This is a genomic window from Citrobacter sp. RHB25-C09, assembly GCF_013836145.1.
Classification (GTDB): Bacteria; Pseudomonadota; Gammaproteobacteria; order Enterobacterales; family Enterobacteriaceae; genus Citrobacter_A.
The window spans coordinates 73509-99650 of the sequence record NZ_CP057483.1 but is presented as its reverse complement, the minus strand read 5'-3'; the positions used below and the strand labels follow the sequence as shown (position 1 = coordinate 99650).

Sequence of the window (26142 nt, the reverse complement as noted above, 5' to 3'; positions counted from 1 at the left end):
ATTATACGGACTTCCGGCGGTTATTCCTATCCTGACAAGGCTGGGATGGCTATAATCCTCCCATCTCTCCTTTAAAAACAGGAACGTCTATGATCCGCAGTATGACCGCCTACGCCCGGCGTGAAATCAAGGGTGAATGGGGTAGCGCCACCTGGGAAATGCGCTCGGTTAACCAGCGTTATCTGGAAACCTATTTCCGTCTGCCGGAGCAGTTCCGTAGCCTTGAGCCTGTTGTTCGTGATCGCATTCGCACACGCCTGACGCGCGGGAAAATTGAGTGCATGCTGCGTTTTGAGCCTGATGCCAGCGCACAGGGCGAACTCATCCTGAATGAGAAGCTCGCCAAGCAGCTCGTGAATGCGGCCAATTGGGTCAAGATGCAGAGCGACGAAGGGGAAATTAATCCGGTTGATATTCTTCGTTGGCCGGGCGTGATGGCAGCGCAAGAACAAGATCTGGATGCTATCGCCGCTGAAATCCTGGCCGCGCTGGACGGTACGCTGGACGACTTTATCGTCGCCCGCGAAACGGAAGGTCAGGCGCTGAAAGCGCTCATTGAGCAACGCCTTGAAGGTGTCAGCAACGAGGTGGTTAAAGTGCGCGCCCATATGCCTGAAATTCTGCAATGGCAGCGTGAGCGTCTGGTTGCTAAGCTGGAAGACGCCCAGGTACAGCTCGAAAATAACCGCCTGGAACAAGAGCTGGTATTGATGGCGCAGCGTATTGACGTAGCGGAAGAACTGGATCGCCTGGAAGCCCACGTCAAAGAAACCTACAACATCCTGAAGAAAAAAGAGGCGGTGGGCCGTCGTCTGGACTTCATGATGCAAGAGTTTAACCGCGAGTCGAATACGCTGGCCTCAAAATCCATCAATGCAGAGGTGACAAACTCCGCGATTGAACTGAAAGTCCTGATCGAGCAAATGCGCGAACAGATCCAGAATATCGAGTAAGTTTTCACCGCGTTAGCAATGCCAGATAGCGTTAATACTATCTGGCATCTACTGTCTTATTCTGTATTCTCCGTCCATCGCACCAAGAGCGGAAACCCCACAAAACGTGTCACAGTCGCGGGTCATCACCTGCATAGAACCATTCTTAAGCTGGCTAATAACTGCCACGCACATGCTCGATTGATCGCTATAGATCCAGCGGCGCTGTTGGTTTTTCGTCGGCGCAATAGATATGGCTTCGCCTTGTATCTCACAGATTGAGGTGTCGCCATGCGAAGCATTAATATTGAATTTAGCCACCTCAACCGCCGGAGAAAGCGACAAAATACCGTTGCGCTTAATATATTCCCCGGCGTGAGCCCACGGTAAACTGGCCATTAAGCATAATGTGATGATTATCTTTTTCATTATCTCTCCTTTAAGCCTTCCGTTAATGTCTAAAAAATAAAATATCCATGCACGCGCCTGTTACAGCTTTGCATTATTGTCATTCAACAGCTGCACGGCATAGACATAAAACGTATTGGCAATCTGGTTCGCATGGCCTGCGGTTACAGCCTCAAGGACATCATCGCCAGACACAAGCCCATTCAGATAGAGCTCATCATCTTCAACATGAAAGGTGAAGCCCGTTGTTGGATGCCCCTTAACTTTCATCTTAAAACCAAAATAGCTGTTATTATCAATTTTGGTAATCGATTTCAGCCCAGCGATATCAGACATTAACGATAAATACTCGCGTAATGTGCAATAGCGAACGTAATTAGAGGACATACTGATATAGATATAAGAAGATAGCTGTTCGTCTGAAAAGCCTATCTGATCAACCTGACTCGAATATTTCTCGACTAAATTCTGGAATACTTCTTTTACCGGAATTCTGTTCTTTTGATCTTCTTGTTTGGCCTTGTCGATATCGGCATTAATCTGTTTGCTAATATCCTGGGTAGAAATACATTTTGGCTTTTCGGCTGAAGATGCATATTTATCGCAAATTTCATCTACTCGCCATTCATACAAACTTCGGATGCATGCGTACTCACCACAAGCATTTCTTTTCGTGAGCCATGCCTTTTGTGACTGCTTAAGCTGGTCTTTTATTGTTTGGTCACGATCGGAATTCATCACCGCACGATAGTTATTTGATAATGCCTCATCCATTCGGTTTAGCACATCATCGGAACAGATCGTTTTCTCATAACTCGCGCTTGCCTTTGAGCAATCAAAGGATGCGGCATAACTTGAACAGTTGGCCAGCAAAAGCATAACAAACACGAGGCTCTTCATCATAAGTCCTTTTCACATCACCAAAATGTACGATTCGACATTTATCCTTATCGTCAGATCAACACTCGAGCTGTAGTAAAAAAGTCTCCACGAAGCGCAAAAACTCTGTAAGGACGTGATTCAACGCACCGGAAGGATTAGTTTTTCTATGTCATTTATTTGGCATAAATCCATTGTATACATACGAGATAAGGCATTAACTGTAATTTTACATAATAAAAAGTTATCCTTCCTGCTTCGCCTTAGAAAAACTCAATCGTGAGAATGCGCACAAATCGTTACTCTCACCTCCGCAAATTTTGGGGGAGTCATGCTGTTACATATTCTTTATCTGGTAGGAATAACCGCTGAGGCGATGACGGGTGCGCTGGCTGCGGGTCGGCGCCGTATGGACACGTTCGGCGTCATCATTATTGCGACAGCAACTGCGATTGGGGGCGGTTCCGTGCGTGACATTTTGCTCGGCCACTACCCACTTGGCTGGGTAAAACATCCTGAATACGTCATTATTGTCGCGACTGCGGCGGTGTTGACCACCATTGTGGCGCCCGTCATGCCCTACCTGCGTAAACTTTTTCTGGTTCTGGACGCGCTGGGACTCGTGGTCTTTTCCATTATTGGCGCTCAGGTCGCCCTGGATATGGGCCATGGGCCGATCATTGCCGTCGTGGCGGCGGTCACCACGGGCGTTTTTGGTGGCGTATTACGCGACATGTTCTGCAAACGTATCCCGCTTGTCTTTCAAAAAGAACTGTACGCTGGTGTCTCGTTTGCCTCCGCCGTCCTTTATATTCTGTTGCAGCACTATGTCTCCAACCAGGATGTTGTCGTTATCTCAACGCTGATGTTTGGCTTTGCTGCCCGACTGCTGGCCCTGCGCCTCAAGTTAGGGTTACCCGTTTTTTATTACCGCCACGAAAGCCACTAAGGCGTAAAGCCTTCAATGTGCTGAGCCGCCAGCCAGCGGCTCAGTGCTTTAACCTCGCTGCTGGCCAGCCATTCCATCACTTGCCTTGCTCGCCGAGGCCCTGTTGCCGGAAGCTGCTGCCAGTACTGCTCTTTCCTGTCTAAAAGTTCCCGCCATGAACTCACGCCGCTGGCATTCAACGCAGGCTGAGTCAGCGGTATGCCCATTGCCATAACCCAACGAACAAAGGGCTGTTTTCGCGCCAGAGAGAACTGATGCCACACCTGCTCCCCCTTCGCTTTTGCAAATCCGGGTGTGTTCTGGATCTGCTCCAGCGTTAAACCCAGCCATGAAAAAATATGCCCGAAGGGATGACGCTGATGCAGTGCCCGCCAGCCCGCCTCTCCGACGCCATCAAGCCCCAGGACGCCAGCTGTGCCCATCCAGACCAGTCGGGAGATAAACTGTTCCTGACATACCGCGGTGGCAAAATAGCAGGTAAGCGAATTAAAACGATCTGCCGGCGGTACAGGTTTCGTTCGATCGGAACTTCGCCAGACGACTTCATCAATGCGTGGTATACCCTGTCCTGCAAGACTCACCAGGATCTGATCGCCTGGGGCGATATCCCACTCCTCCCAGCGTCGAACGGAACCCACGTTGACGCGCTGTACCCGCTTATCATCAAGCATCACGGGGGCCAATGATGCCACTACGCTAATCTTGCCGCTCTTGCCGACAGAGAACTGAATAGCCTGAACATCAGCAACTTGCGCAACCGGAGGATACTTCCAGGCGACCAGCCAGTCACCCTGGCCGGGCAGCCAGTGACGTGCTTCCGGCTCTTTACCCCTGCGCACAACCACACCATCCGTGACAAAAGGCAACGCCGTTGTCCACCATAAGTTGCGGGCATCCTCAATAGCGTCTGAGTTGCTGACAGGCAACGTATACTGCTGTGTTAAAGGAAACCCCGCTGCGCTCAACTGTTCTACCCTTTCGGTCATAACGGAAGGGCCGTCAGGCCAGGCCCAGATAAAAATACCCAGTGAACGTAGTGCGCTGGCACTCTCTTTACGCATCAATATTCCCGCCACCTTTGAGCGGGCGTTCATCCCGCCCATTTTTTGCTGAATATGACCTTCCTGGCGTAAAAAGATCTCCCCCTGCAAAACGCTGTCTGCCAGCGCACCTGCGACCGTCTGAGGTACAGCAGGAATCTGTTGAACTTTCGCCGTCCAGTCCTCTCCTTTCAGACCATCACCACGGCTGATTGCCTGGGTCAGCCTTCCCTTTTGATAGACCAGCGTGACCGCAACGCCATCGACCTTAGGCTGTACCCACAGGTCGTTACGACCATGCATCCATTGTTGCATCGCGCGCTTATCGGCCAGTTTCCTTACGCCCGTATGGGCGACCGGATGCACGGTTGTTCCGCCAATCGCTGGCATTACGGGCTCAGAAGTCACGCTATCACCAAAGCAGCGTTGCCACTGTGTCAGCCGAACCCGCAACTGGTCGTAAACACCGTCGGGTACGGAACTGACACCCTTTTGCCAATAATCGTCATCCCACCGGGAAATTTGTTGCTGTAAGCGGGAAATTTCTGCTTTAGCCCTGGTTGCTGTCCAGACAGGACATACCGCCCAGCTCTGGGTTTGCCATAACAACAGTCCCATCAACATGCCCATCCATACCTTCATTGCAACCTCCGTCGTCCGATGACAGGCAGGTATAACGCAAGGCATGGGCAAAGCCGAATGGCAAGTGTGACGTTTGCGTCGCGGTTTCCAGAGAATCTACTCGGTTGCAAAGAATGTTCCGTAAATCAGGAAACAGGCTCGCAAAATGCAATATTCAGACGCAAAAAGTGTGACAAAGACTACGTCGCGTAGCGGCTACGTGTATAATAAGCCCGTATGTAGGTTCATTTTTGACAATCACATACGTAAGATACTCATGGCTCAAGGCACGCTTTATATTGTTTCTGCCCCCAGTGGCGCGGGTAAATCCAGCCTGATTCAGGCTTTATTGAAAACCCAACCGTTGTATGACACCCAGGTTTCTGTTTCTCACACCACGCGCGCACCGCGCCCAGGTGAGGTTCACGGCGAACATTATTTTTTTGTGAACCATGACGAATTCAGAACCATGATTGGCGACGATGCGTTCCTGGAACATGCCGAAGTTTTTGGCAATTACTATGGCACGTCTCGTGAAGCCATAGAGCAAGTGCTGGCATCCGGTGTCGATGTCTTTTTAGATATTGACTGGCAGGGCGCTCAGCAGATTCGCCAAAAGATGCCGCAGGCGCGTAGCATCTTCATTTTGCCGCCATCCAAAATTGAACTGGACCGCCGTTTGCGGGGTCGTGGTCAGGATAGCGAAGACGTAATTGCAAAACGGATGGCGCAAGCTGTTGCAGAAATGAGCCATTACGCCGAATATGATTATCTTATTGTGAACGATGATTTCGATACCGCCCTGGGCGATCTGAAAACCATCATTCGCGCCGAACGTCTGCGCATGAGCCGCCAAAAGCAGCGTCATGACGCTTTAATCAGCAAACTGTTGGCAGACTGAACCCACATTCAGTATCATGCCCAGTCATTTCTTCACCTGTGGAGCATTTTAAGTATGGCACGCGTAACTGTTCAGGACGCTGTAGAGAAAATTGGTAACCGTTTTGACCTGGTACTGGTCGCCGCGCGTCGCGCTCGTCAGATGCAGGTAGGCGGAAAGGATCCGCTCGTACCGGAAGAAAACGATAAAACTACCGTAATCGCGCTGCGCGAAATCGAAGAAGGTCTGATCAACACTCAGATTCTCGATGTTCGTGAACGCCAGGAACAGCAAGAGCAGGAAGCCGCTGAATTACAAGCCGTTACCGCTATTGCTGAAGGTCGTCGTTAATCACAAAGCGGGTCGCCCTTGTATCTGTTTGAAAGCCTGAATCAGCTGATTCAAAACTACCTGCCGGAAGACCAAATTAAGCGTCTGCGGCAGGCGTATCTTGTTGCACGTGACGCTCACGAGGGACAGGCACGTTCAAGCGGTGAACCCTACATCACGCATCCCGTGGCAGTCGCCTGTATTCTGGCCGAGATGAAACTCGACCATGAAACGCTTATGGCTGCGCTACTGCATGATGTCATTGAAGATACTCCCGCCACTTACCAGGATATGGAGCAGCTTTTTGGTAAAAGCGTTGCTGAACTGGTAGAAGGGGTATCGAAGCTTGATAAGCTCAAGTTTCGCGATAAGAAAGAGGCGCAAGCCGAAAACTTCCGCAAGATGATTATGGCGATGGTGCAGGATATCCGCGTCATTCTCATCAAACTCGCTGACCGCACCCACAATATGCGCACGCTGGGCTCATTACGCCCGGATAAACGTCGCCGTATTGCCCGCGAAACCCTCGAAATTTATAGCCCGCTGGCGCACCGTTTAGGTATTCATCATATTAAAACCGAGCTGGAAGAGCTGGGTTTTGAAGCGTTGTACCCGAACCGCTATCGCGTCATTAAAGAGGTGGTCAAAGCCGCGCGTGGCAACCGTAAAGAGATGATTCAAAAAATCCTCTCTGAGATCGACGGGCGTTTGCAGGAAGCGGGAATTCCGTGCCGCGTGAGCGGTCGTGAAAAACATCTGTACTCTATCTACTGCAAAATGGTGCTCAAAGAGCAGCGTTTTCACTCGATCATGGATATTTACGCGTTTCGCGTCATCGTTCATGACTCCGATACTTGCTACCGTGTACTCGGTCAAATGCACAGCCTGTATAAGCCGCGTCCGGGGCGCGTAAAAGACTATATCGCCATTCCGAAAGCGAACGGCTATCAATCTTTGCACACCTCGATGATCGGCCCGCATGGTGTTCCTGTTGAGGTACAAATTCGTACCGAAGATATGGACCAGATGGCGGAAATGGGGGTTGCGGCGCACTGGGCTTATAAAGAACACGGCGGCGAAAGCAGCACAACAGCACAAATCCGCGCCCAGCGCTGGATGCAAAGCCTGCTGGAACTACAGCAAAGCGCGGGTAGCTCGTTTGAATTTATTGAGAGCGTTAAATCCGATCTTTTCCCGGATGAGATTTACGTTTTCACACCGGAAGGGCGTATTGTCGAACTGCCTGCCGGTGCCACGCCTGTTGACTTTGCTTATGCGGTGCATACCGATATCGGCCATGCCTGCGTTGGCGCACGCGTCGACAGACAGCCCTATCCGCTGTCTCAACCATTAACCAGTGGACAGACGGTTGAAATCATTACCGCACCTGGCGCACGACCAAACGCCGCATGGCTGAACTTCGTTGTTAGCTCAAAAGCGCGCGCTAAAATTCGTCAGTTGCTGAAGAACCTCAAGCGCGATGATTCCGTCAGCCTTGGGCGTCGTCTACTTAACCATGCTCTTGGCGGCAGCCGTAAGCTCGCTGAAATTCCGCAGGAGAGCATCCAGCGTGAGCTTGAGCGTATGAAGCTCGCGTCGCTGGACGATCTGCTGGCCGAAATTGGTCTTGGCAATGCGATGAGCGTCGTTGTAGCGAAAAACCTGCAACAAGGCGATGCCTCCACGGTACCGCCCGCCGCGCAGAGCCACGGTCACCTGCCTATCAAGGGCGCGGACGGCGTACTGATTACCTTCGCTAAATGCTGTCGCCCGATCCCAGGCGATCCGATCATTGCCCACGTCAGCCCAGGTAAAGGGTTGGTGATTCACCATGAATCCTGCCGTAACATCCGTGGCTACCAGAAAGAGCCTGAGAAGTTTATGGCGGTGGAGTGGGATAAAGAGACGGAGCAGGAATTCATCACCGAAATCAAGGTGGATATGTTTAACCATCAGGGTGCGCTGGCGAACCTGACGGCGGCAATTAACACGACGACGTCCAATATTCAGAGCCTGAACACGGAAGAGAAGGATGGCCGCGTCTACAGCGCCTTTATACGCCTGACCGCGCGTGACCGTGTGCATCTGGCGAATATCATGCGCAAAATCCGCGTAATGCCAGACGTCATTAAAGTCACCCGTAACCGAAACTAGAAAGATGAATTCAAAACGCTATGAGCGCATTTGCGAAATGCTCGCCAGGCGTCAGCCTGACCTGACCGTCTGTATGGAGCAGGTCCATAAACCTCATAACGTTTCTGCGATCCTTCGTACCGCAGATGCCGTTGGCGTTCACGAGGTCCACGCCGTCTGGCCTGGAAACCGCATGCGTACCATGGCGTCTACCGCCGCAGGCAGTAACAGTTGGGTTAGCGTAAAAACACACAAAACCATTGCCGAAGCGGTATCGCACCTGAAAGGTCGCGGTATGCAGATTCTGGCCACGCATCTGTCTGATAAAGCCGTGGATTTTCGCGAGATCGACTACACCCGCCCGACCTGCATTTTAATGGGGCAGGAGAAAACCGGGATCTCCCAGGAAGCGCTGGATCTTGCGGATCGGGATATCATCATTCCAATGATCGGCATGGTGCAGTCACTGAACGTCTCGGTCGCTTCTGCCCTTATTCTTTACGAAGCGCAGCGCCAGCGGCAGAACGCCGGCATGTATGAGCGCAGCAACAGTATGCTGCCAGATGCTGAACAGCAGCGCTTGCTGTTTGAAGGTGGCTATCCGGTGCTGGCTCGCGTCGCCAGGCAGAAAAAATTACCTTACCCCCACGTCAACGCGCAGGGCGAAATAGAAGCCGATGCCGAGTGGTGGTCCACTATGCAGTACGCGGGATAACCCATGAAAGGCCGCCTGCTGGATGCCGTGCCGCTCAATACGCTGACAGGCGTTGGCGCCGCGCAAAGCAGTAAGCTGGCGAAGATCGGCCTGCATACCGTGCAGGATCTCCTGTTACATCTTCCCTTACGTTACGAAGACCGCACCCATCTCTATAAAATTGGCGAGCTTCTGCCTGCCGTTTACGCCACTGTTGAAGGCGAAGTGCTGAACTGCAATATCACTTTTGGCGGTCGCCGGATGATGACCTGTCAGATCAGCGACGGCACTGGCATTCTCACCATGCGCTTTTTTAACTTTAGCGCGGCGATGAAAAACAGCCTCGCGACGGGCCGACGCGTACTGGCCTATGGTGAAACGAAGCGTGGGAAATACGGTGCCGAGATGATTCACCCGGAATACCGGGTACAGGGCGATCTGAGCACTCCGGAATTGCAGGAAACCCTCACCCCGGTTTACCCGACCACTGAAGGCATTAAGCAGGCTACGCTGCGTAAACTCACCGACCAGGCGCTGGATCTGCTGGATACCTGCGCCATTTCCGAACTGCTACCGCCTGAATTATTACAGGGGATGCTTAGCCTGCCGGAAGCACTGCGCACCCTGCATCGGCCGCCGCCGTCGCTTCAGCTTAGCGAACTGGAAACCGGACAGCATCCGGCACAGCGTCGACTGATCCTCGAAGAATTACTGGCGCATAACCTGAGTATGCTGGCGCTTCGTGCCGGCGCTCAGCGCTTTCATGCCCAGCCGCTAGAGACCAACGATGCGCTGAAAAATCAGCTGTTAGCATCTCTGCCTTTTAAGCCAACGGGCGCACAGGCGCGCGTGGTCGCTGAGATTGAACGCGACATGGCGCTGGATATCCCGATGATGCGCCTGGTGCAGGGTGATGTTGGGTCGGGTAAAACGCTGGTCGCTACACTTGCTGCGCTGCGGGCAATTGCGCACGGTAAACAGGTCGCGCTGATGGCCCCCACTGAACTGCTGGCTGAACAACACGCCAACAATTTCCGCAACTGGTTCGCTCCCCTTGGCGTAGAAGTCGGCTGGCTGGCGGGCAAACAGAAAGGTAAGGCTCGCCTTGCCCAGCAGGAAGCCATTGCCAGCGGACAGGTGCAGATGGTGGTGGGTACGCATGCTATTTTCCAGGAACAGGTACAGTTTAACGGCCTTGCTCTGGTTATCATCGACGAACAGCACCGCTTTGGCGTACACCAGCGCCTGGCGCTGTGGGAAAAAGGTCAGCAGCAGGGTTTCCACCCGCATCAGCTCATCATGACCGCCACCCCTATCCCGCGAACGCTGGCAATGACCGCCTACGCGGATCTCGATACCTCTGTCATTGACGAACTGCCGCCGGGACGTACCCCCGTCACGACGGTCGCCATTCCGGATACGCGTCGCTGCGACATTATCGATCGCGTGCGCAACGCCTGTACTCAGGAAGGACGCCAGGCGTACTGGGTGTGTACTCTCATCGAAGAGTCGGATTTGTTAGAAGCGCAGGCGGCGGAAGCCACATGGGAAGAACTGAAGCTCGCCCTACCTGAACTGAACGTCGGTCTGGTTCATGGTCGTATGAAGCCCGCGGAAAAGCAGGCGGTAATGGCGGCGTTTAAACAGGGTGAGTTACACCTGCTGGTTGCTACCACGGTGATTGAAGTGGGCGTGGATGTACCTAACGCCAGCCTGATGATTATCGAAAACCCGGAACGTCTGGGGCTGGCGCAGCTGCATCAACTGCGTGGCCGCGTCGGTCGCGGCGCGGTGGCGTCGCACTGCGTGCTGCTTTATAAATCCCCGCTGTCGAAAACAGCGCAACTGCGTCTACAGGTCCTTCGCGACAGTAACGATGGCTTCGTCATTGCCCAAAAAGATTTAGAAATTCGTGGGCCTGGTGAGTTGTTGGGTACCCGACAAACCGGGAATGCAGAATTTAAAATGGCTGATTTACTGCGCGATCAGGCCATGATCCCGGAAGTTCAGCGCATTGCGCGCCATATCCATGAGCGTTACCCGCAAGAAGCAAAAGCGCTGATTGAACGCTGGATGCCCGAAACAGAACGCTATTCAAACGCCTGATACGCGGCGGCGATAACACCGCCGCATGGGCTATTTTATTGCGCAAACATTGGCAATAGCAGATACAGCTTAATCACCAGCGCGTTGACGATGTCGATAAAGAACGCACCAACCATCGGTACCACCAAAAACGCCATATGCGAAGGTCCGAAACGGTCCGTAATGGCCTGCATGTTAGCGATCGCCGTCGGTGTCGCCCCCAGACCAAATCCACAATGCCCCGCCGCCAGGACCGCAGCATCGTAGTTTTTACCCATCATCCGCCAGGTGACAAACACGGCATACAGCGCCATTGCGACTGTCTGAACGAGCAGGATCGCCAGCATTGGCAGTGCCAGCGAAGCCAGTTCCCACAGCTTCAGGCTCATTAACGCCATCGCAAGGAACAATGACAGGCAAACGTTACCCAGAACGGATACTGCGCGCTCAAAGACGCGGTAAAAGCCCATCAGCGCCAGTCCGTTGCTGACAATCACACCGACAAACAGCACGCAGACAAAGGTAGGGAGTTCCAGCACGGTTCCCAACAACAGTTGCGCAACGATTTTGCCGACCGTGAGGCAGATAGCGATAAGCGCAATGGTTTCGATCAGCACCAGCGAGGTGATAATGCGGCCAACGTCCGGTTTTTCAAACGCAGTTGGGACTTCCTGATCGTCAGGAATGCCGTCTGGCGTCGTCGAGTGCTTCACCAGATACCGCGCCACCGGGCCACCAATCAGCCCACCGAGCACCAGACCAAAGGTCGCGCAAGCCATGGCCACTTCTGTCGCATTCGCAAAACCATACCGTTCGACAAACAACTTACTCCACGCCGCACCGGTGCCGTGACCGCCGGAAAGCGTAATTGACCCGGCAATCAGCCCCATGATCGGATCCAGCCCCATCATGCTTGCCATACCAATACCGATGGCGTTTTGCAGTAGCAGTAACCCCACCACGACGATCAAGAAAATGCCCACGACGCGGCCACCCGATCTCAGGCTGGCGATATTAGCGTTCAGACCAATGGTGGCAAAAAAGGCCAGCATGAGCGGATCGCGAAGGCTCATATCAAAGCCGACTTCCCAACCCATACTTTTTTTCAGCACTAACAGCGCCAGCGCCACCAGCAAACCACCGGCCACGGGTTCAGGAATGGTGTATTTCTTCAGAAAGGAAACAGACTGTACCAGCTTGCGCCCTAGCAGCAACGTCATCGTTGCGGCAACAAGTGTCGATAACGTATCGAGATGAAACATATTTAGCTCCTTTAGGGTGCAGAATGCATGACTCATTCATGCGGGTTATTCCCTTGCGAACACTGTGCTTTTGAGGAATCGGCATGGATTTTAAGCGGAAAAATAGGAAAAGTTATATAAAAAGGTGCATTTAGTTTTTTTAAATATTAACCATTCTGGCTAGCAAACGTTTGCTTTTGCCCCCTGGTCGGCTAAAATGCCCGCTTTTCCACCACGAGATCGTCTCTGATGTCTGTTAACACCCTCGAATCAGAAAATGCGCAACCGATTGCTCACAATCACAACAGTGAACTGATTTATCGTCTTGAAGATCGTCCGCCGCTTCCACAAACCCTGTTTGCCGCGTGTCAGCACCTGCTGGCGATGTTTGTTGCGGTTATAACGCCGGCGTTACTTATCTGTCAGGCGCTGGGATTACCGGCTCAGGATACACAGCACATCATCAGCATGTCGCTGTTCGCCTCCGGCGTGGCCTCTATTATTCAAATCAAAGCATGGGGTCCGGTAGGTTCAGGATTGTTATCGATTCAGGGAACCAGTTTTAACTTTGTCGCACCGCTAATTATGGGCGGTACGGCACTCAAAACCGGTGGCGCGGATGTCCCGACCATGATGGCAGCACTGTTCGGCACGCTGATGCTGGCAAGCTGTACAGAGATGGTTATCTCCCGCGTTCTTCACCTCGCGCGACGCATTATCACTCCGCTGGTTTCCGGCGTGGTGGTGATGATCATCGGTCTGTCGCTGATCCAGGTTGGTTTGACGTCGATTGGCGGTGGCTATGCGGCGATGAGTGACAATACCTTCGGCGCGCCGAAAAACCTGATGCTGGCAGGCGTGGTACTGCTGCTGATTATTTTGCTTAACCGTCAACGTAACCCGTATCTGCGCGTGGCCTCGCTGGTTATCGCCATGGCCGCAGGCTATGCGCTGGCGTGGTTTATGGGCATGCTGCCTGAAAATACCGCCCCAACCAGCCAGGACCTGATCATGGTGCCGACGCCGCTGTATTACGGCCTGGGGATTGACTGGAACCTGCTGCTGCCGCTGATGCTGGTCTTTATGATCACTTCTCTGGAAACCATCGGTGATATTACTGCGACCTCTGATGTTTCCGAGCAGCCGGTTTCGGGTTCGCTATACATGAAACGTCTGAAAGGTGGGGTATTGGCTAACGGTCTGAACTCATTCGTTTCCGCCGTGTTCAACACCTTCCCGAACTCCTGTTTCGGTCAGAATAATGGTGTCATCCAGTTAACCGGTGTTGCCAGTCGTTACGTTGGCTTTGTGGTTGCGCTGATGCTGATCCTGCTGGGTCTGTTCCCGGCGGTGAGTGGTTTTGTGCAGCATATTCCTGAGCCAGTCCTTGGCGGGGCGACGCTGGTCATGTTCGGTACCATTGCGGCCTCCGGCGTACGTATTGTGTCCCGCGAGCCGTTGAACCGTCGCGCTATTCTGATTATTGCGCTTTCACTGGCAGTCGGCCTTGGCGTTTCTCAGCAGCCGCTGATCCTGCAATTTGCCCCGGACTGGGTGAAAAATCTGCTCTCCTCCGGTATCGCCGCAGGCGGTATTACCGCTATTGTGCTGAACCTGATTTTCCCGCCAGAAAAACAGTAATCTTATGTGGCGGTGATTCCAGTTCACCGCCGCTGTAACGCTCTTTCACTTTTCCCGCCTTGAGGATTACACGTAAATCGTGCATAACTCAGTAATGTGTTCGTCGCGGGATGGAAGACCATGAAATTTATTGGAAAGCTAATTGTTTACCTGCTGATCGCCTTTCTACTGGTGATTCTCGGCCTCTATTTTCTGCTGCAAACCCGCTGGGGCGCGGAACACGTTAGCGCCTGGATATCCGACAATAGCGACTACCATTTGGCTTTTGATGCGATGGATCATCGGTTTTCCTCACCCACCCATATCCTGCTGGAAAACGTCACCTTTGGTCGCGACGGTCAACCCGCCACGCTGGTCGCCAAAACGGTCGACATTGGCCTGAGCAGCCGCCAGCTTACCGATCCCCTGCATGTCGATACTATCCTGTTACAAAACGGGACGCTGAACATCTCCCCTCAAACAGCACCCTTCCCCTTCCAGGCCGATCGCCTGCAGTTACAGGGTATGGCGCTGAACAGTCCGGGCAGCGAGTGGGATCTCAGCGCCCAGCGCGTGAATGGCGGCGTCATTCCCTGGTCCCCTGAAGCAGGTAGAGTGCTGGGCAGCAAAGCCCAAATTCAGCTTAGCGCCGCGTCGATGACGTTGAACGACGTCCCTGCCAGCAACGTGTTGATTGAAGGCAGCATTGACAATAATCAGGTGATACTGAGCACAATTGGCGCAGATATCGCGCGCGGTGCATTAACCGGTGTGGCACAACGTAGCGCCGACGGCAGTTGGATAGTCGAAAATCTACGTCTGAACGACATTCGCCTGCAAAGCGACAAGACGCTGGCTGCGTTTTTCTCGCCGTTAAAAACCATACCGTCACTGCAAATTGGTCGCCTGGAAATCACCGACGCACGCCTTCAGGGGCCGGACTGGGCGGTGACAGACCTTGATCTTAGCTTGCGCAACCTGACGTTCAGTAAGGACGACTGGCAGACACAGGAGGGGAAACTGTCGATGAACGCCAGCGAGTTCATTTACGGCTCACTGCATTTGTTCGATCCGATACTGAATACCGAATTCTCCCCTCAGGGCATTGCCGTTCGCCAGTTTACCACCCGCTGGGAAGGCGGCATGATTCGCACGTCGGGCAATTGGCTGCGGGAAGGGAAAGCGCTGGTGCTTGATGACGCCGCGTTGGCGGGGCTGGAATACACTTTGCCGCAAAACTGGAAGCAAAAATGGATGGAGCCGCTGCCGGCATGGCTGGCTAGCCTGACGCTGAAAAAATTTAACGCCAGCCGTAATTTGATCATTGATATCGACCCGACGTTTCCGTGGCAGCTCACCGCACTGGACGGCTATGGCGCCAATCTGGGGCTGGTGCAGGATCATAAATGGGGCATCTGGAGCGGTAACGCGACCCTGAATGCGTCTGCTGCAACCTTTAACCGCGTTGACGTCCGCCGACCTTCTATGACACTGGCGGCGAATGCCAGCACGGTGAACATTAGCGAACTGAGCGCCTTTACCGAAAAAGGGCTGCTTGAGGCCACCGCCAGCGTGTCACAGTTGCCAACGCGCCAGACGCAGGTCAGCCTGAACGGGCGCGGTGTACCGGTAAACGTTCTGCAGCAATGGGGATGGCCAGCCTTACCCCTCTCCGGTGATGGCAATATTCAGCTGACGGTCAGCGGAACCGTGCAGGCCGACGCGCCGCTGAAGCCAACAATTAACGGTAAATTGCATGCAGTGAATACAGAAAAACAGCAGGTGACGCAGACCATGCAGGCAGGCGTGGTGTCAGGTGGAGAAGTGACGTCCACAGAACCTGCACAGTAAGGTGGAATTGCCCGGAGGCGCTCGCGCTTACCGGGCCTACGTTCGGCATTCACCTTTAAAGGGTTATCACCACCTCGCTACCCTGCGGCTTCACGATCACACCCTGCTCACTTTCCCTGTGTGAACCGCACTTGATGCCGCTGATCTGCGGAATATTACGCAAACACAGCGTCCAGTCGTGGGCATTTCCCATTCCGGTTACGGTGAGGGTGTTTCCGCTGCGTTTCGCTCTCAGCGTGAAGATCACCGAACCGTCCGCGGCTGGCACTTCGCACACTGCTTCACGCCCCTCATCCAGATGGAACAACTGGAACGCGGTCCCTTCATGCCAGGCGTAATCCGGTTTCTGGCTATTGCTGCCCAGCGCCAACAACGTGTTGTCACGCACGTAAACCGGCAGGCTGAGGAAGTCATGCTGCTGTTTATGCCATCGACTACCCTGGATTTCATCGTTGTGCCACAGATGTGTCCAGCGCCCTTCCGGCAGGTAAAACTGCACATCACCGGCTTCGGAGAACACCGGTGCCACCATCACCGAATCTCCGAGCATGTACTGACGGTCGAGATAATCGCACGCCGGATCGTCCGGGAACTCCAGAATCATGGCACGCATCATCGGCGTACCCTGTTCGTTAGCCCGTACCGCTTCACGATACAGATACGGCATCAGGCGGCATTTCTGCTCGGTGAAATAGCGCACCACATCGCAGGATTCATCGTCATACGCCCATGGCACACGGTAGGATTTGCTGCCGTGCAGGCGGCTGTGGCTGGAAAGTAGTCCAAACGCGCACCAGCGTTTATAAACGTGGGCCGGTGCGGTGTTCTCGAAGCCGCCGATATCATGGCTCCAGAAACCAAACCCGGACAGGCCGATAGCCAGGCCACCGCGCAGGCTTTCCGCCATGGATTCATAGTTGGCGTAGCAGTCGCCGCCCCAGTGAACGGGAAACTGCTGCGCGCCCACGGAGGCCGAACGGGCGAACAGGACAGCCTCCTCCTCGCCGACTGTCTCTTTGAGCACGTTCCACACCAGTTCGTTGTAGATGTACGCATAATGGTTATGCATTTTCTGCGGATCGGAACCATCAAACCACTGAACATCGGTCGGGATGCGCTCGCCAAAATCGGTCTTGAAGCAATCCACGCCAATGTCTGTTAGTGCTTTCAGCTTGTTGGCATACCATTCGCAGGCTTCCGGATTCGTGAAGTCGTAAATTGCCAATCCAGGCTGCCATTTATCCCACTGCCACAGAGAGCCATCCGGGCGTTTGAGCAGATAGCCTTTATCCTTCAACTCTTTAAAAACGGGTGATTTCTGGCCGATATACGGGTTGATCCACACGCAGACTTTCAACCCTTTCTCCTTCAGGCGACGGATCATGCCCTCTGGATCCGGGAAGGTCACCGGGTCCCACTCAAAATCACACCACTGGAAGGCCTTCATCCAGAAGCAGTCGAAATGGAAGACGTGCAGTGGCAAATTACGCTCCGCCATCCCGTCGATGAAGCTATTCACCGTCGCCTCGTCGTAGTTGGTGGTAAACGAGGTGGTAAGCCACAGGCCGAATGACCATGCCGGAGGTAGCGCCGGACGCCCGGTGAACCGGGTATAACGGTTTAGCACTTCTTTCGGCGTTGGGCCGTCAATCACAAAGTACTCCAGATACTCGCTCTCTACGCTGAACTGGACCTTCGAGACTTTCTCGGAGCCGATTTCAAACGACACGCACTGCGGATGGTTAACCAGTACCCCATAGCCCCGGTTGGTCAGGTAGAATGGGATATTCTTGTAGGACTGTTCGGTACTGGTGCCGCCGTCACGGTTCCAGGTTTCTACCGTCTGCCCGTTGCGCACCAGCGCGGTAAAGCGCTCCCCCAGACCGTAAACCGTTTCGCCGACGCCCAGATCGAGGCGCTCAAACATGTAGTTACGCTGGGTAGTCGCGTCCTGAACATAACCGTTATTTTTTAACTGGCTACCGGTGATCCGCACGCCGTTACGCAGGAAATCCAGTGACCAGAATTCACCTTTGGTGACGCGCACGCTCAGATTGCCGCTTTTCAGCTCCGCGAATTCGGCAGTGTTCTGGATTTCTACCTTCACGTCCTGCAAAACGTTGAGCGGATAATGCGGGCCGTTATCCAACGCGCCCTGGAAGTGCTCCATGCGCACCCCCACAATCCCTTCCTGCGGGGAGAAAAAACGCAGGGTGAACAGTGGGGTATCCAGTTGCCATGTACGTTCACGAACATCACGCGGTGCGGCATATACCACCAGCTCGTTGCCGTGCTGCTCGACATCAAATACCTGGATGGGTTGGATGACATTGAGGCCAGGCTGAATCAGCCAGTTTCCGTCGCTAATTTTCATTTTCTGTTCCTTTTTTCTCAAATTCCTTGTGCGCAACTGCTTGATGATACTGGCAACTTCACGCACTGATACCGGTTACAGTCTTGTAAACCATCCCGGCAGGCACGGGTATTCCGATATCGCATTATCAAATTACGATTCTTGTTTTCTGTGATCGTGATAGCCCCGAAAAATGTGAAAAAATGTAACTAATGGATTTTGCGAGGTTTTATATGAAACCGATCATGGTAATAGGAAAGGGAAGTTAAAAAAGTGAGCCAGGGGGTGTGGAAACCTCAGGAAGTAGCTATAATGCGCCCCGCCTCCATGTAGCAATCGAGGCGCGGAAGATCGTCATCTCCGGTGAGGTGGCTGGACTTCAAATCCAGTTGGGGCCGCCAGCGGTCCCGGGCAGGTTCGACTCCTGTGATCTTCCGCCAAAATGACTCCCCTCAGGTAAAATCCTTTATCTCCCTGTATCACCACACCTTATCTCATAACACCGTTCACATCAGTTTGCGTGTTCTCACTAACTATTTGAAAGTAGAGACGTGATTTATTATTCAGACGCCGGATCCCTTATAAACACACTGTTTACAAACATACTGGCCGTTATTCAATTCTTCGGTTTTTCCTACCGAAAAGCGAAATAAATATCTTATATATTTGACGTTATAATTGATGATAATCTTATTCTTGAGTTTATTATTCTGGTTAGTCTTCACTGGCATTATTCATGTAAATTCTTTTAACCCCAATGAATAACTGAAAGCATTCCTGGAGTGCCTCTACGAATAATGTATCTGTGAATTATCGATGGAACGATAGCATGTATACAACCTCTATGTTATTGATGATTTTCAATTCTATCAATAAGTGGACTTCATGAAATGAAATGGAATCGTATATTAAATATGTTATTCTTTCATGAGTCTTGGGATATCATGGTTATTAAAAACGATGGTTCTCATTCCTTTCCCGATAACACTCTGGACATACTGAGACGTTCAACAGCACAAAGATTAAAAAAGAAATTCACTTTTCAGGCCGATCCGTTTCTTCTTGAGAAAGAGGATAAGCTGTATATTTTTTATGAGGCATTTAATTTTCGCAACTCAAAGGGTATTCTGAGATGCCGTATCCTGGATAAAAACCTCAAAGAATTGGATGATGTGAAACTGGAGGGGTTTGATAATTTAAAATGCCATCTGTCATTTCCATTCCTGTTCACCACAAATGGAACTTTATATATGATCCCGGAATCCTCAGAAAGAAAAGAGGTGATATTATTCCAGGCGATCGATTTCCCGGTGCGCTGGAAACAAGTCAAGGTTTTACTCTCAGACGCTCCGCTTACCGACAATGTGTTACTTACTGTTAATGAACGCTTTTATTTAATGTCGACCTCGATGGAAAATGAATTGGTCATTCATACCGCGCCTGAAGTAACTGGAAAATGGGAAAAAATAACGCCATTACTTGAAGTCTGTAATGAACACAATCGTAGCGCGGGTGGTCCGTATACCATCGATAATAAAATGTATATCCTGACGCAGGAATGTACGCCAGATACTTATGGAAAATCAGTTTTTATCAAGGAGTTAAATAATTTAGATATATCAACATTTAAAGAAAGCCTCGTAGATAACATCCCTCCATCTCTCAATAACAGTGACGGAGTACATACACTTAACTTTTCCGATAACTATATCGTTTATGACACCAAAAAAAATGTCTTTAGTCCATTTTCTTTCTTAAAAAAGGTAGCGTATAAATTCATAGTTAAATACAGAACACTTCAATTGGCCTGGCGATAATAAAGGATATTGCTGTGGCAAAAACGCATTAAGCAGAAACACCGAGTCATTAGCATTTTATATATACGGATATTTTATGACAATTCTCGTCACTGGCGGCGCAGGATATATAGGTTCGCATACTGTGTTGGCTCTCCAGGAAAGGAATGATGACGTTGTAGTTCTTGATAATCTTTCTAACGCTTCGCAAACCTCTCTGGAAAGAGTTGCAGAATTAACCGGGAAGAAACCCATTTTCTATAAAGGCGACGTGATGGACAGACATCTTCTGAAGAAGATTTTTGCGTCGCATAATATTACTGATGTGATTCATTTTGCAGGTCTAAAATCCGTTTCTGAATCGATAAAAGATCCGCTCTCTTATTACCAGAATAACGTCACTGGCACACTGGTTCTGCTCGAGGAAATGCGTGCGGCCGGCGTAAACAGCTTTATATTCAGTTCTTCGGCCACCGTGTACGGCAACCCGGATCGCGTACCGCTCAATGAAAACTCCCGTACGGGCGGTACCACTAATCCATATGGCACATCCAAATATATGGTTGAACAGATTCTGGAAGATTTTTCGCGAGCTCAGCCTGAATTCCGTATTACCTGTCTGCGTTACTTCAACCCAGTCGGGGCGCATCCGTCAGGACGTATTGGTGAAGATCCCAATGGGATCCCGAACAATCTGGTCCCTTATATTGCTCAGGTGACCATTGGCAGGCTGGAAGTACTATCCGTGTACGGTAATGATTACCCCACTCCGGACGGTACGGGCGTACGCGACTATATTCATGTAATGGATCTCGCCCATGGCCATCTGGCAGCACTGGACAATAAGGATAAAGGTGACGCGTATAAAGTCTTTAATCTTGGCACCGGTATCGGCTATTCCGTACTCGACCTTGTGAACGCGTTCGAAAAAGCGGCGCAGACAAAAATCAATTACCGCTTTGCACCGAGGAGAGGAGGAGATATTGCAGAATGCTGGTCAGATCCGTCCCGAGCACGGCGGGAATTGGGCTGGCAGGCCACCCACACTATTGAAGAAATGATGCGTGATACCTGGAACTGGCAGAAAAATAACCCGAACGGCTATCGCAGCGTCTGATCCTCAGTTTAGATCCTCTTCACGATGGGCCATCAACGCCCATCGTTTCATTGCGTCGATGACAGAACAGTCACCTTTGAAATCCGGTACCAGTTGCTGCTTTGCTGCCCCTCATTAGCCAGCCGGATCCTTGGCGCCCCCGATTTATCGACAATCGCCACCTCTATAAAGTAACTGCCTCCCGGCATTGTCCGCGGCATATCCAGCAGAAAATCCACCGTATACTCACCGGGCAACCAGCGGAGGAGATCTTCCTTCGATTCTCCGCTGGCTACAGGTTTCCCGGAAGCATCCACGAGGCGGAATGACAGCGTATAAGGAAGATAAATCGGCGCGACGCCTTCGTTTACCCAACGGCTGTTGAGCGTCAGGGCGGTGCCTGGCTGCCCTACTGACTCATGACTTAACGATACCAGACGAAAACGGTAGCCGATTTTAGTCAGCGCATTATCGACAATCTGCCGGTACTCACCGGGGATAACACGTGATTTCAGATTAAGCGTGCTGGCATGGTGTGCCAGTGCCCAATCAAATATCCTCTGTACTTCCTCGCGCGTATAGTGCTGATCGCGTTGCCACTGCGCCATATACCCGCATATTTCCAGATTCACCGGTGCGCGTTTCCATGCATCATTAAAGCCTGGATAGGCTCGCTGCGCTGCCTCGAGCCGCTGAGGGTAATCATCGGCCATATGATTCCACGTTGACGAAAACATGCGTAAGTCGCCCCAGCAGTCCGCACGCCATCCGGCGCCCTTACGCACAGCATTCACCAGGCTATTACCGCCGCTTATCAACATGACTTTGGGCGTCTTTGGAAACGCTGAAAAATGCATATTGACGAACCGATCGAGCTCCTCCGTCGTGTTTCTTTCCAACAGAGGTTTCAGTTCAGGGAAGTTGCTGTTATGCCACTCTCCCCATGATCCCACCACACCAATATCCACAAACGCCAGATTGTCATTGCCATCGTAGCGTTGACCTAATGCCTGGAGCAGTCGTTGACTATAGGTAATAAAAAGCGGGTCGGCTAAGTCAGGAATGAAGCTCTTACGATCCGCAGTCCATGTACCTTTGATGCCTTTTTTTATCAGCCAGTCGGGGATCCTGGAGCCGCTACCCGGCTCGGCCAGTGCCATAAATCGCAGACCAACATTCATGGCCGGCCGATGTGCCGCTGCGTACTTAAAAGCGTCATCCACCCGCGCAAAATGATACTTGCCTTCCTCGGGCTCCAGATCGCGCCAGTAAAAACGTTCGTACTCAATGCCGGTATCGGGGTATTCCGTCAGCGGCAGTTTTTCACCATAACCCTGATGAAAACTGGCCACGCCCATGCCCGGATTGGTTAAAGGCCCCGTCAGCGCGGTTGGCATTACCGTCGTTATTGCCGCCATCGACGACAGTGGGCACACCAGGCAGAATATGGCCGTCATCCACTGATGTTTCATCACTCTCTCAAACAGATCTTTGCTACTGATTTTTTAGGCTTAACCACCAGTCCCAGATACCAACATGATAATCATGGAACACATCAATGCCTAAAGCGGATTTGATCATATACAGCGTCAGCAGGACACAAAACGTTAGAAACAGAAGCCCAGATAACAACAGAAAAGCCGCCAGCAGACTGGACAACGTCGACTCATGGCGGAATCGCTTACGCATATCCCTGCCCATCAGAAATACCAGATAAAAACGCTTGCCGAAAAACGGAAAGCTTCGGCGAAAATCCACCCTATGCCTTGAGGCCAGCGTGATCGCAATGATCGCCTTTTCAACCTCGGCTTTCTGCTGCGCAGTTAATTGCTCAGCAGTTTGCTCGTCAAGCGCTTCATAGAACCGGTCAATGACAAGAGGACGTTGTTCAGAACGGGTCAAAATTAACCTTTTTTATTTGCTAAGGAATGGTAGACACTGGCGGTTTTTCTCGCGATCACCTGCCAGTCGTAATTTTTCAGCCAGGCGCTGTAGTCAATCCGCTGTGAGGAAACCAACGCTGCTATTTTTTGCGCCAGAGCGTCGACGTTGCCGACCTCGAAATACGATTCTGGCGGCAATTTTACTTCAAGATTCGCAGGAATATCACTGACCACGGCGGGCAGTGAATAGGCCATCGCTTCGAGAAGCGCTATCGGTAACCCTTCATGGTATGAAGGCATCAAAAACAGCCGCGCCTGAGAAAAGATAGCCTGCAATTCCTCACCTTTGAGGAACCCCGTCATGATGACGTTCGGCGTATCTGCAGCCATCTTTTTAAGGCGGACGCTATATTCCGTGGGATGATCGGCATCACCCACCAATACCAGCGGCATCGTGAGCCCCAGTTTGCGGTGGGCAGCAATCGCATCATGCATACCTTTTTCTTCCACAAACCGCCCAACGACAACCAGGTAATTTTGCGGCTGCAGCGCGTAACGTCCCAACACCGTGCGCACAGTCTCTTCCTTTAACGGCAACGGTAAATTGACGCCGTTGTAGATCAAGTGTGCATCATCACGACAGTGTTTTGTGCGTATCAGTTGATTAATCACCTCTGAAATAACGATCACTTCATTGGCATACTTAACAGCCACTTTCTCTCCCAGTTGCAGCACCCTTTTAGCCAGACGCCCCCATTTCTGGCGATCGTAATCTGGACCATGGTGGGTAAACACCACCTTCTTTCCTAGCACACGCAGCAGTGGCACCAGAAGTCCGGGTCCGATGGCATGAACGTGCACAATATCAGAACCATCGAAACAGGTTCTTAACGTGGCTAAGAAGGAATGGACAATCGCTTCCAGCGATCGCTTCTTCGGAGCCCATAGAGAGTATGTTTCAACATTTTTATAATACGTCTGTTTATAGCTGACGTAGGGAGAGCGAGCGATAACGCAGATATCCATATCAAACTGCTTTTTTATAGCCGGGTAAAGATTCTGGCAGTGTGTTTCCACACCACCCTGGACATCCGGTATCCCGCGTGTACCGAGAACCGTGATTTTTTGTGACATATCAGGACCAGCTCAGAATTTCCTTATACAACGCAGTTAGCGTTTCCATATGCTTTTGAAGCGTATATTTTTCGCGCAGACGTTCGCGAGCGGATAGCCCCATGACGCGGGCCTTTTCCGGGGAATCAATCATGTAATCCATTGCATTGGCGAGATCCTGCACATTCCCGGGTTCAAACAGAACTCCGTCGATACCGTCTCGAATTTGTTCCGGAATACCCCCAATCCGCGAACCAATGACCGGTTTAGCGAAGGACATTGCCTCCAGCACCGACATGGAGCAGTTCTCATAGCATTCGGAAGGAAGGATCACCGCGCGCGCCTCTTTAATCAGCGTATTAAGCGCCTCCCCCTGCTGTACGTAGCCTAAAAATTCGACATCCGGGTAGTTGGCCACCAGCTCGTCGTAGAGTGGACCATGGCCCACCACCTTTAACGGCGCACGGTTGCGCATTTTCTGATGTGCCAGAGGCAATGTGGCGACCCCTTTTTCACGGCTGAGCCGGCCAACATACAGCAGGTAGCCTTTATCGGCGGTCTTGTCTGTCGCAGGGTCGTCATCGACACCGTTGACGATCACATCAATCCGCGAATGCGGCAATTTGCGCCTTAATATCCCTTTCAGGAATTCACTCGGCGAAATTATCACATCGAGCATGTGATAATTTCTGGCAATCGACTGCCAGGTCGCTTCCAAAGAAAGCAGTAAACTCTTCGTCGCAGAACCTTCCTGGCAGCGGTAACGAAAAGCGTTGAATACCGTCCCGGTCAGGCATGCATCGCACACCTTACCGTCCCTCAGCATGGAGTAGGCCGGACAGGCGATTTTATAGTCGTGAGCGGTGAGAACCGTTTTACAACCAAAATTGCGGGCCACCTTAATGAGGGCCGGGGTTAATTGATGATAGATATTATGAAAGTGCACAATGTCTGGGCGTTCACGCTGCAATAATGTCCGCATTTTTCGGCAAGCCTCTGCATTGTGAATAAAATTACTCGCCGTTTTCACCTCGCCCAGAAGGGTGCTTTCTTTGTGGTAATCAACATTACGGACAAAAGTATCAGCATACTCGGACGGAAAGTTTTTCTCATGCAGCATGGAGAAATCCACCACGTCGACACCCGCTGCTTTCAGCCAGTTTCTCTCCTGAAAATAAACGGTTTCCGCACCTCCTTTAATAAAGAAAAACTTGTTAACTAGTAATATTTTCATTTCGTCAACTCCATTAACGATGAATGATTTTATTGCCAGGCGGTACAATCGGATCGCGCATCGGTTGCATCAGCCCTTTCAATAATCCAGCAGCGCGAATGGTCATATTCATAGCGCTGTATAGTCCATTAACCAGCGAACGATTCTTAATAGTTTTAAGTACGATAAATACAAGTAGCGGCAGCAGCGCAACGCCGACAATATCCATATTCAGCGTAAATACTGAACATACCAACAGCATCAAATACAGTAAAAAAACCACTTCGCTTTTTACCATTTTCACTACGGTTGAAAAATACGGTTTTCCCCAGGCGCTACGTAATATTTCGCCCATACCCTGGTAATAACCACTCCGCCAGCGGTAGCGCAACATTTTGAATGTTGGCAACGTGTACGACGTATGGCGGAAATAAGGAATATTCAGGCGATGCAATTTATAGCCATGTTCCAATAAACGAAGCCCCAGTTCAGCCTCTTCATACGCGTGTAGATTGCGGTTGGTCAGATAACCAATTTTTCTGATTGCAGAACGACGGTATAACCCGCCGCCACCTAAATGGTCGCAATCCCCAACTGGATAGATCGTATCAAGGCGCTGTTTACGGGAGATAAACTCATAGTTTGCGGCCTCATCCATCTCCACCGTCCCAGCCACGCCAGCATACTCTGAATTTGCTTCCAGAAAGGTCACCGCGCGATCAATAAAGCCGGGTTCAAGCTCCATATCACCGTCCATCAGCAGAATGTAATCCCCTTCGCTGTAGAGATAACCGAGCTGATGTCCAACGCCGCAACAGCGATCGCCCGGCTCGGTGAGCGAAACCACCATTACCCCTTTGTCACCCGCCAGTTGTTGGGTGTTATCCGTGGACAGGCTATCGGCAACGATAATTTTATGTGGATAACCTCTAAGCTGCTGACGGATGCTATCGATAGTTTTCTCAATACACTCAGATTCATTGAGCGTTTTTATGCTCACTGAAATAAACGGTTTATTGTTCATA

21 protein-coding genes and 1 tRNA gene are annotated in these 26142 nt (G+C 51.5%); 12 read left to right on the top strand and 10 right to left on the bottom strand.

The genetic code is table 11. The features are described 5' to 3' along the window. Nucleotides 1-89 precede the first annotated feature (89 nt). A complete protein-coding gene (locus HVY19_RS00435; RefSeq protein ID WP_181682487.1) occupies nt 90-953 on the top strand; it encodes a YicC/YloC family endoribonuclease in 864 nt (287 codons plus the stop codon). 48 nt (nt 954-1001) lie between these two features. On the opposite strand, the gene HVY19_RS00430 is transcribed toward HVY19_RS00435, so the two are convergent. Both HVY19_RS00430 and HVY19_RS00425 read right to left on the bottom strand, forming a co-directional pair. After that, complete coding sequence (locus HVY19_RS00430; protein WP_181682486.1) at nt 1002-1361, bottom strand: acyl-CoA dehydrogenase; 360 nt, start codon at nt 1359-1361, stop codon at nt 1002-1004. Between the two features lie 60 nt (nt 1362-1421). Next, the gene (locus HVY19_RS00425; protein WP_181682485.1) at nt 1422-2243 is read right to left on the bottom strand and encodes a lysozyme inhibitor LprI family protein; all 822 of its coding nucleotides are present in this window, start codon (nt 2241-2243) and stop codon (nt 1422-1424) included. Nucleotides 2244-2550: 307 nt separating this feature from the next. Here HVY19_RS00425 and HVY19_RS00420 point away from each other — a divergent pair, with 307 nt between their 5' ends. Further along, nucleotides 2551-3168, top strand: a complete 618-nt coding sequence (locus HVY19_RS00420) for a trimeric intracellular cation channel family protein (RefSeq protein ID WP_181682484.1) — start codon at nt 2551-2553, stop codon at nt 3166-3168. Here HVY19_RS00420 and ligB read toward each other — a convergent pair. After that, nucleotides 3165-4850: an NAD-dependent DNA ligase LigB gene (gene ligB, locus HVY19_RS00415; RefSeq protein ID WP_181682483.1), complete on the bottom strand. Its 1686-nt coding sequence runs from the start codon at nt 4848-4850 to the stop codon at nt 3165-3167. The genes HVY19_RS00420 and ligB overlap by 4 nt on opposite strands. Before the next feature lie 256 nt (nt 4851-5106). On the opposite strand from ligB, the gene gmk reads away from it, so the two are divergent. Genes gmk through recG form a run of 5 tightly spaced genes read left to right on the top strand, consistent with a single transcriptional unit; the run spans nt 5107 to nt 10972 of the window. Continuing rightward, nucleotides 5107-5730: a guanylate kinase gene (gmk, locus tag HVY19_RS00410; protein ID WP_181684188.1), complete on the top strand. Its 624-nt coding sequence runs from the start codon at nt 5107-5109 to the stop codon at nt 5728-5730. Between the two features lie 54 nt (nt 5731-5784). Then, nucleotides 5785-6060 carry a DNA-directed RNA polymerase subunit omega gene (gene rpoZ / locus HVY19_RS00405; protein ID WP_181682482.1) on the top strand — a complete coding sequence of 92 codons (276 nt, stop codon included), beginning with the start codon at nt 5785-5787 and terminating at the stop codon, nt 6058-6060. Between the two features lie 18 nt (nt 6061-6078). After that, nucleotides 6079-8193 carry a bifunctional GTP diphosphokinase/guanosine-3',5'-bis pyrophosphate 3'-pyrophosphohydrolase gene (spoT, locus tag HVY19_RS00400; RefSeq protein WP_181682481.1) on the top strand — a complete coding sequence of 705 codons (2115 nt, stop codon included), beginning with the start codon at nt 6079-6081 and terminating at the stop codon, nt 8191-8193. Nucleotides 8194-8197: 4 nt separating this feature from the next. Further along, the gene (trmH, locus tag HVY19_RS00395; protein WP_181682480.1) at nt 8198-8887 is read left to right on the top strand and encodes a tRNA (guanosine(18)-2'-O)-methyltransferase TrmH; all 690 of its coding nucleotides are present in this window, start codon (nt 8198-8200) and stop codon (nt 8885-8887) included. A gap of 3 nt (nt 8888-8890) precedes the next feature. Then, nucleotides 8891-10972, top strand: coding sequence for an ATP-dependent DNA helicase RecG (gene recG / locus HVY19_RS00390; protein WP_181682479.1), 2082 nt, complete (start codon nt 8891-8893; stop codon nt 10970-10972). Nucleotides 10973-11007: 35 nt separating this feature from the next. Here recG and gltS read toward each other — a convergent pair whose 3' ends face one another. Continuing rightward, the gene (gene gltS / locus HVY19_RS00385) at nt 11008-12213 is read right to left on the bottom strand and encodes a sodium/glutamate symporter (RefSeq protein WP_181682478.1); all 1206 of its coding nucleotides are present in this window, start codon (nt 12211-12213) and stop codon (nt 11008-11010) included. Between the two features lie 228 nt (nt 12214-12441). Between gltS and xanP the strand changes: the two genes are divergently transcribed. Next, the gene (gene xanP / locus HVY19_RS00380; protein ID WP_181682477.1) at nt 12442-13833 is read left to right on the top strand and encodes a xanthine/proton symporter XanP; all 1392 of its coding nucleotides are present in this window, start codon (nt 12442-12444) and stop codon (nt 13831-13833) included. Nucleotides 13834-13953: 120 nt separating this feature from the next. After that, complete coding sequence (locus HVY19_RS00375) at nt 13954-15663, top strand: AsmA family protein (protein ID WP_181682476.1); 1710 nt, start codon at nt 13954-13956, stop codon at nt 15661-15663. 55 nt (nt 15664-15718) lie between these two features. On the opposite strand, the gene yicI is transcribed toward HVY19_RS00375, so the two are convergent. Then, nucleotides 15719-18037, bottom strand: a complete 2319-nt coding sequence (yicI, locus tag HVY19_RS00370) for an alpha-xylosidase (protein WP_181682475.1) — start codon at nt 18035-18037, stop codon at nt 15719-15721. 324 nt (nt 18038-18361) lie between these two features. Here yicI and HVY19_RS00365 point away from each other — a divergent pair. From HVY19_RS00365 to galE, 3 genes are all read left to right on the top strand, one after another. Beyond that, nucleotides 18362-18456 (top strand) — tRNA-Sec (locus tag HVY19_RS00365). A gap of 450 nt (nt 18457-18906) precedes the next feature. Next, nucleotides 18907-19833: a hypothetical protein gene (locus tag HVY19_RS00360; RefSeq protein ID WP_181682474.1), complete on the top strand. Its 927-nt coding sequence runs from the start codon at nt 18907-18909 to the stop codon at nt 19831-19833. 76 nt (nt 19834-19909) lie between these two features. After that, nucleotides 19910-20929, top strand: coding sequence for a UDP-glucose 4-epimerase GalE (gene galE, locus HVY19_RS00355; protein WP_181682473.1), 1020 nt, complete (start codon nt 19910-19912; stop codon nt 20927-20929). A 47-nt stretch (nt 20930-20976) separates the two neighbouring features. Here galE and HVY19_RS00350 read toward each other — a convergent pair whose 3' ends face one another. From HVY19_RS00350 to HVY19_RS00330, 5 genes are read right to left on the bottom strand one after another with little or no spacing between them, the layout of a single operon-like run. Further along, the gene (locus HVY19_RS00350) at nt 20977-22380 is read right to left on the bottom strand and encodes a DUF4832 domain-containing protein (protein ID WP_181682472.1); all 1404 of its coding nucleotides are present in this window, start codon (nt 22378-22380) and stop codon (nt 20977-20979) included. 22 nt (nt 22381-22402) lie between these two features. Further along, nucleotides 22403-22810 (bottom strand): hypothetical protein, encoded by a 408-nt coding sequence (locus tag HVY19_RS00345; protein ID WP_000198515.1) that lies wholly within the window; start codon nt 22808-22810, stop codon nt 22403-22405. Between the two features lie 2 nt (nt 22811-22812). Further along, the gene (locus tag HVY19_RS00340; protein WP_000078678.1) at nt 22813-23925 is read right to left on the bottom strand and encodes a glycosyltransferase family 4 protein; all 1113 of its coding nucleotides are present in this window, start codon (nt 23923-23925) and stop codon (nt 22813-22815) included. 1 nt (nt 23926) lies between these two features. Further along, nucleotides 23927-25138, bottom strand: coding sequence for a glycosyltransferase family 4 protein (locus HVY19_RS00335; protein ID WP_000698458.1), 1212 nt, complete (start codon nt 25136-25138; stop codon nt 23927-23929). A gap of 13 nt (nt 25139-25151) precedes the next feature. Further along, nucleotides 25152-26141: a glycosyltransferase gene (locus HVY19_RS00330; protein WP_001060707.1), complete on the bottom strand. Its 990-nt coding sequence runs from the start codon at nt 26139-26141 to the stop codon at nt 25152-25154. Between the last annotated feature and the right edge of the window lies 1 nt (nt 26142).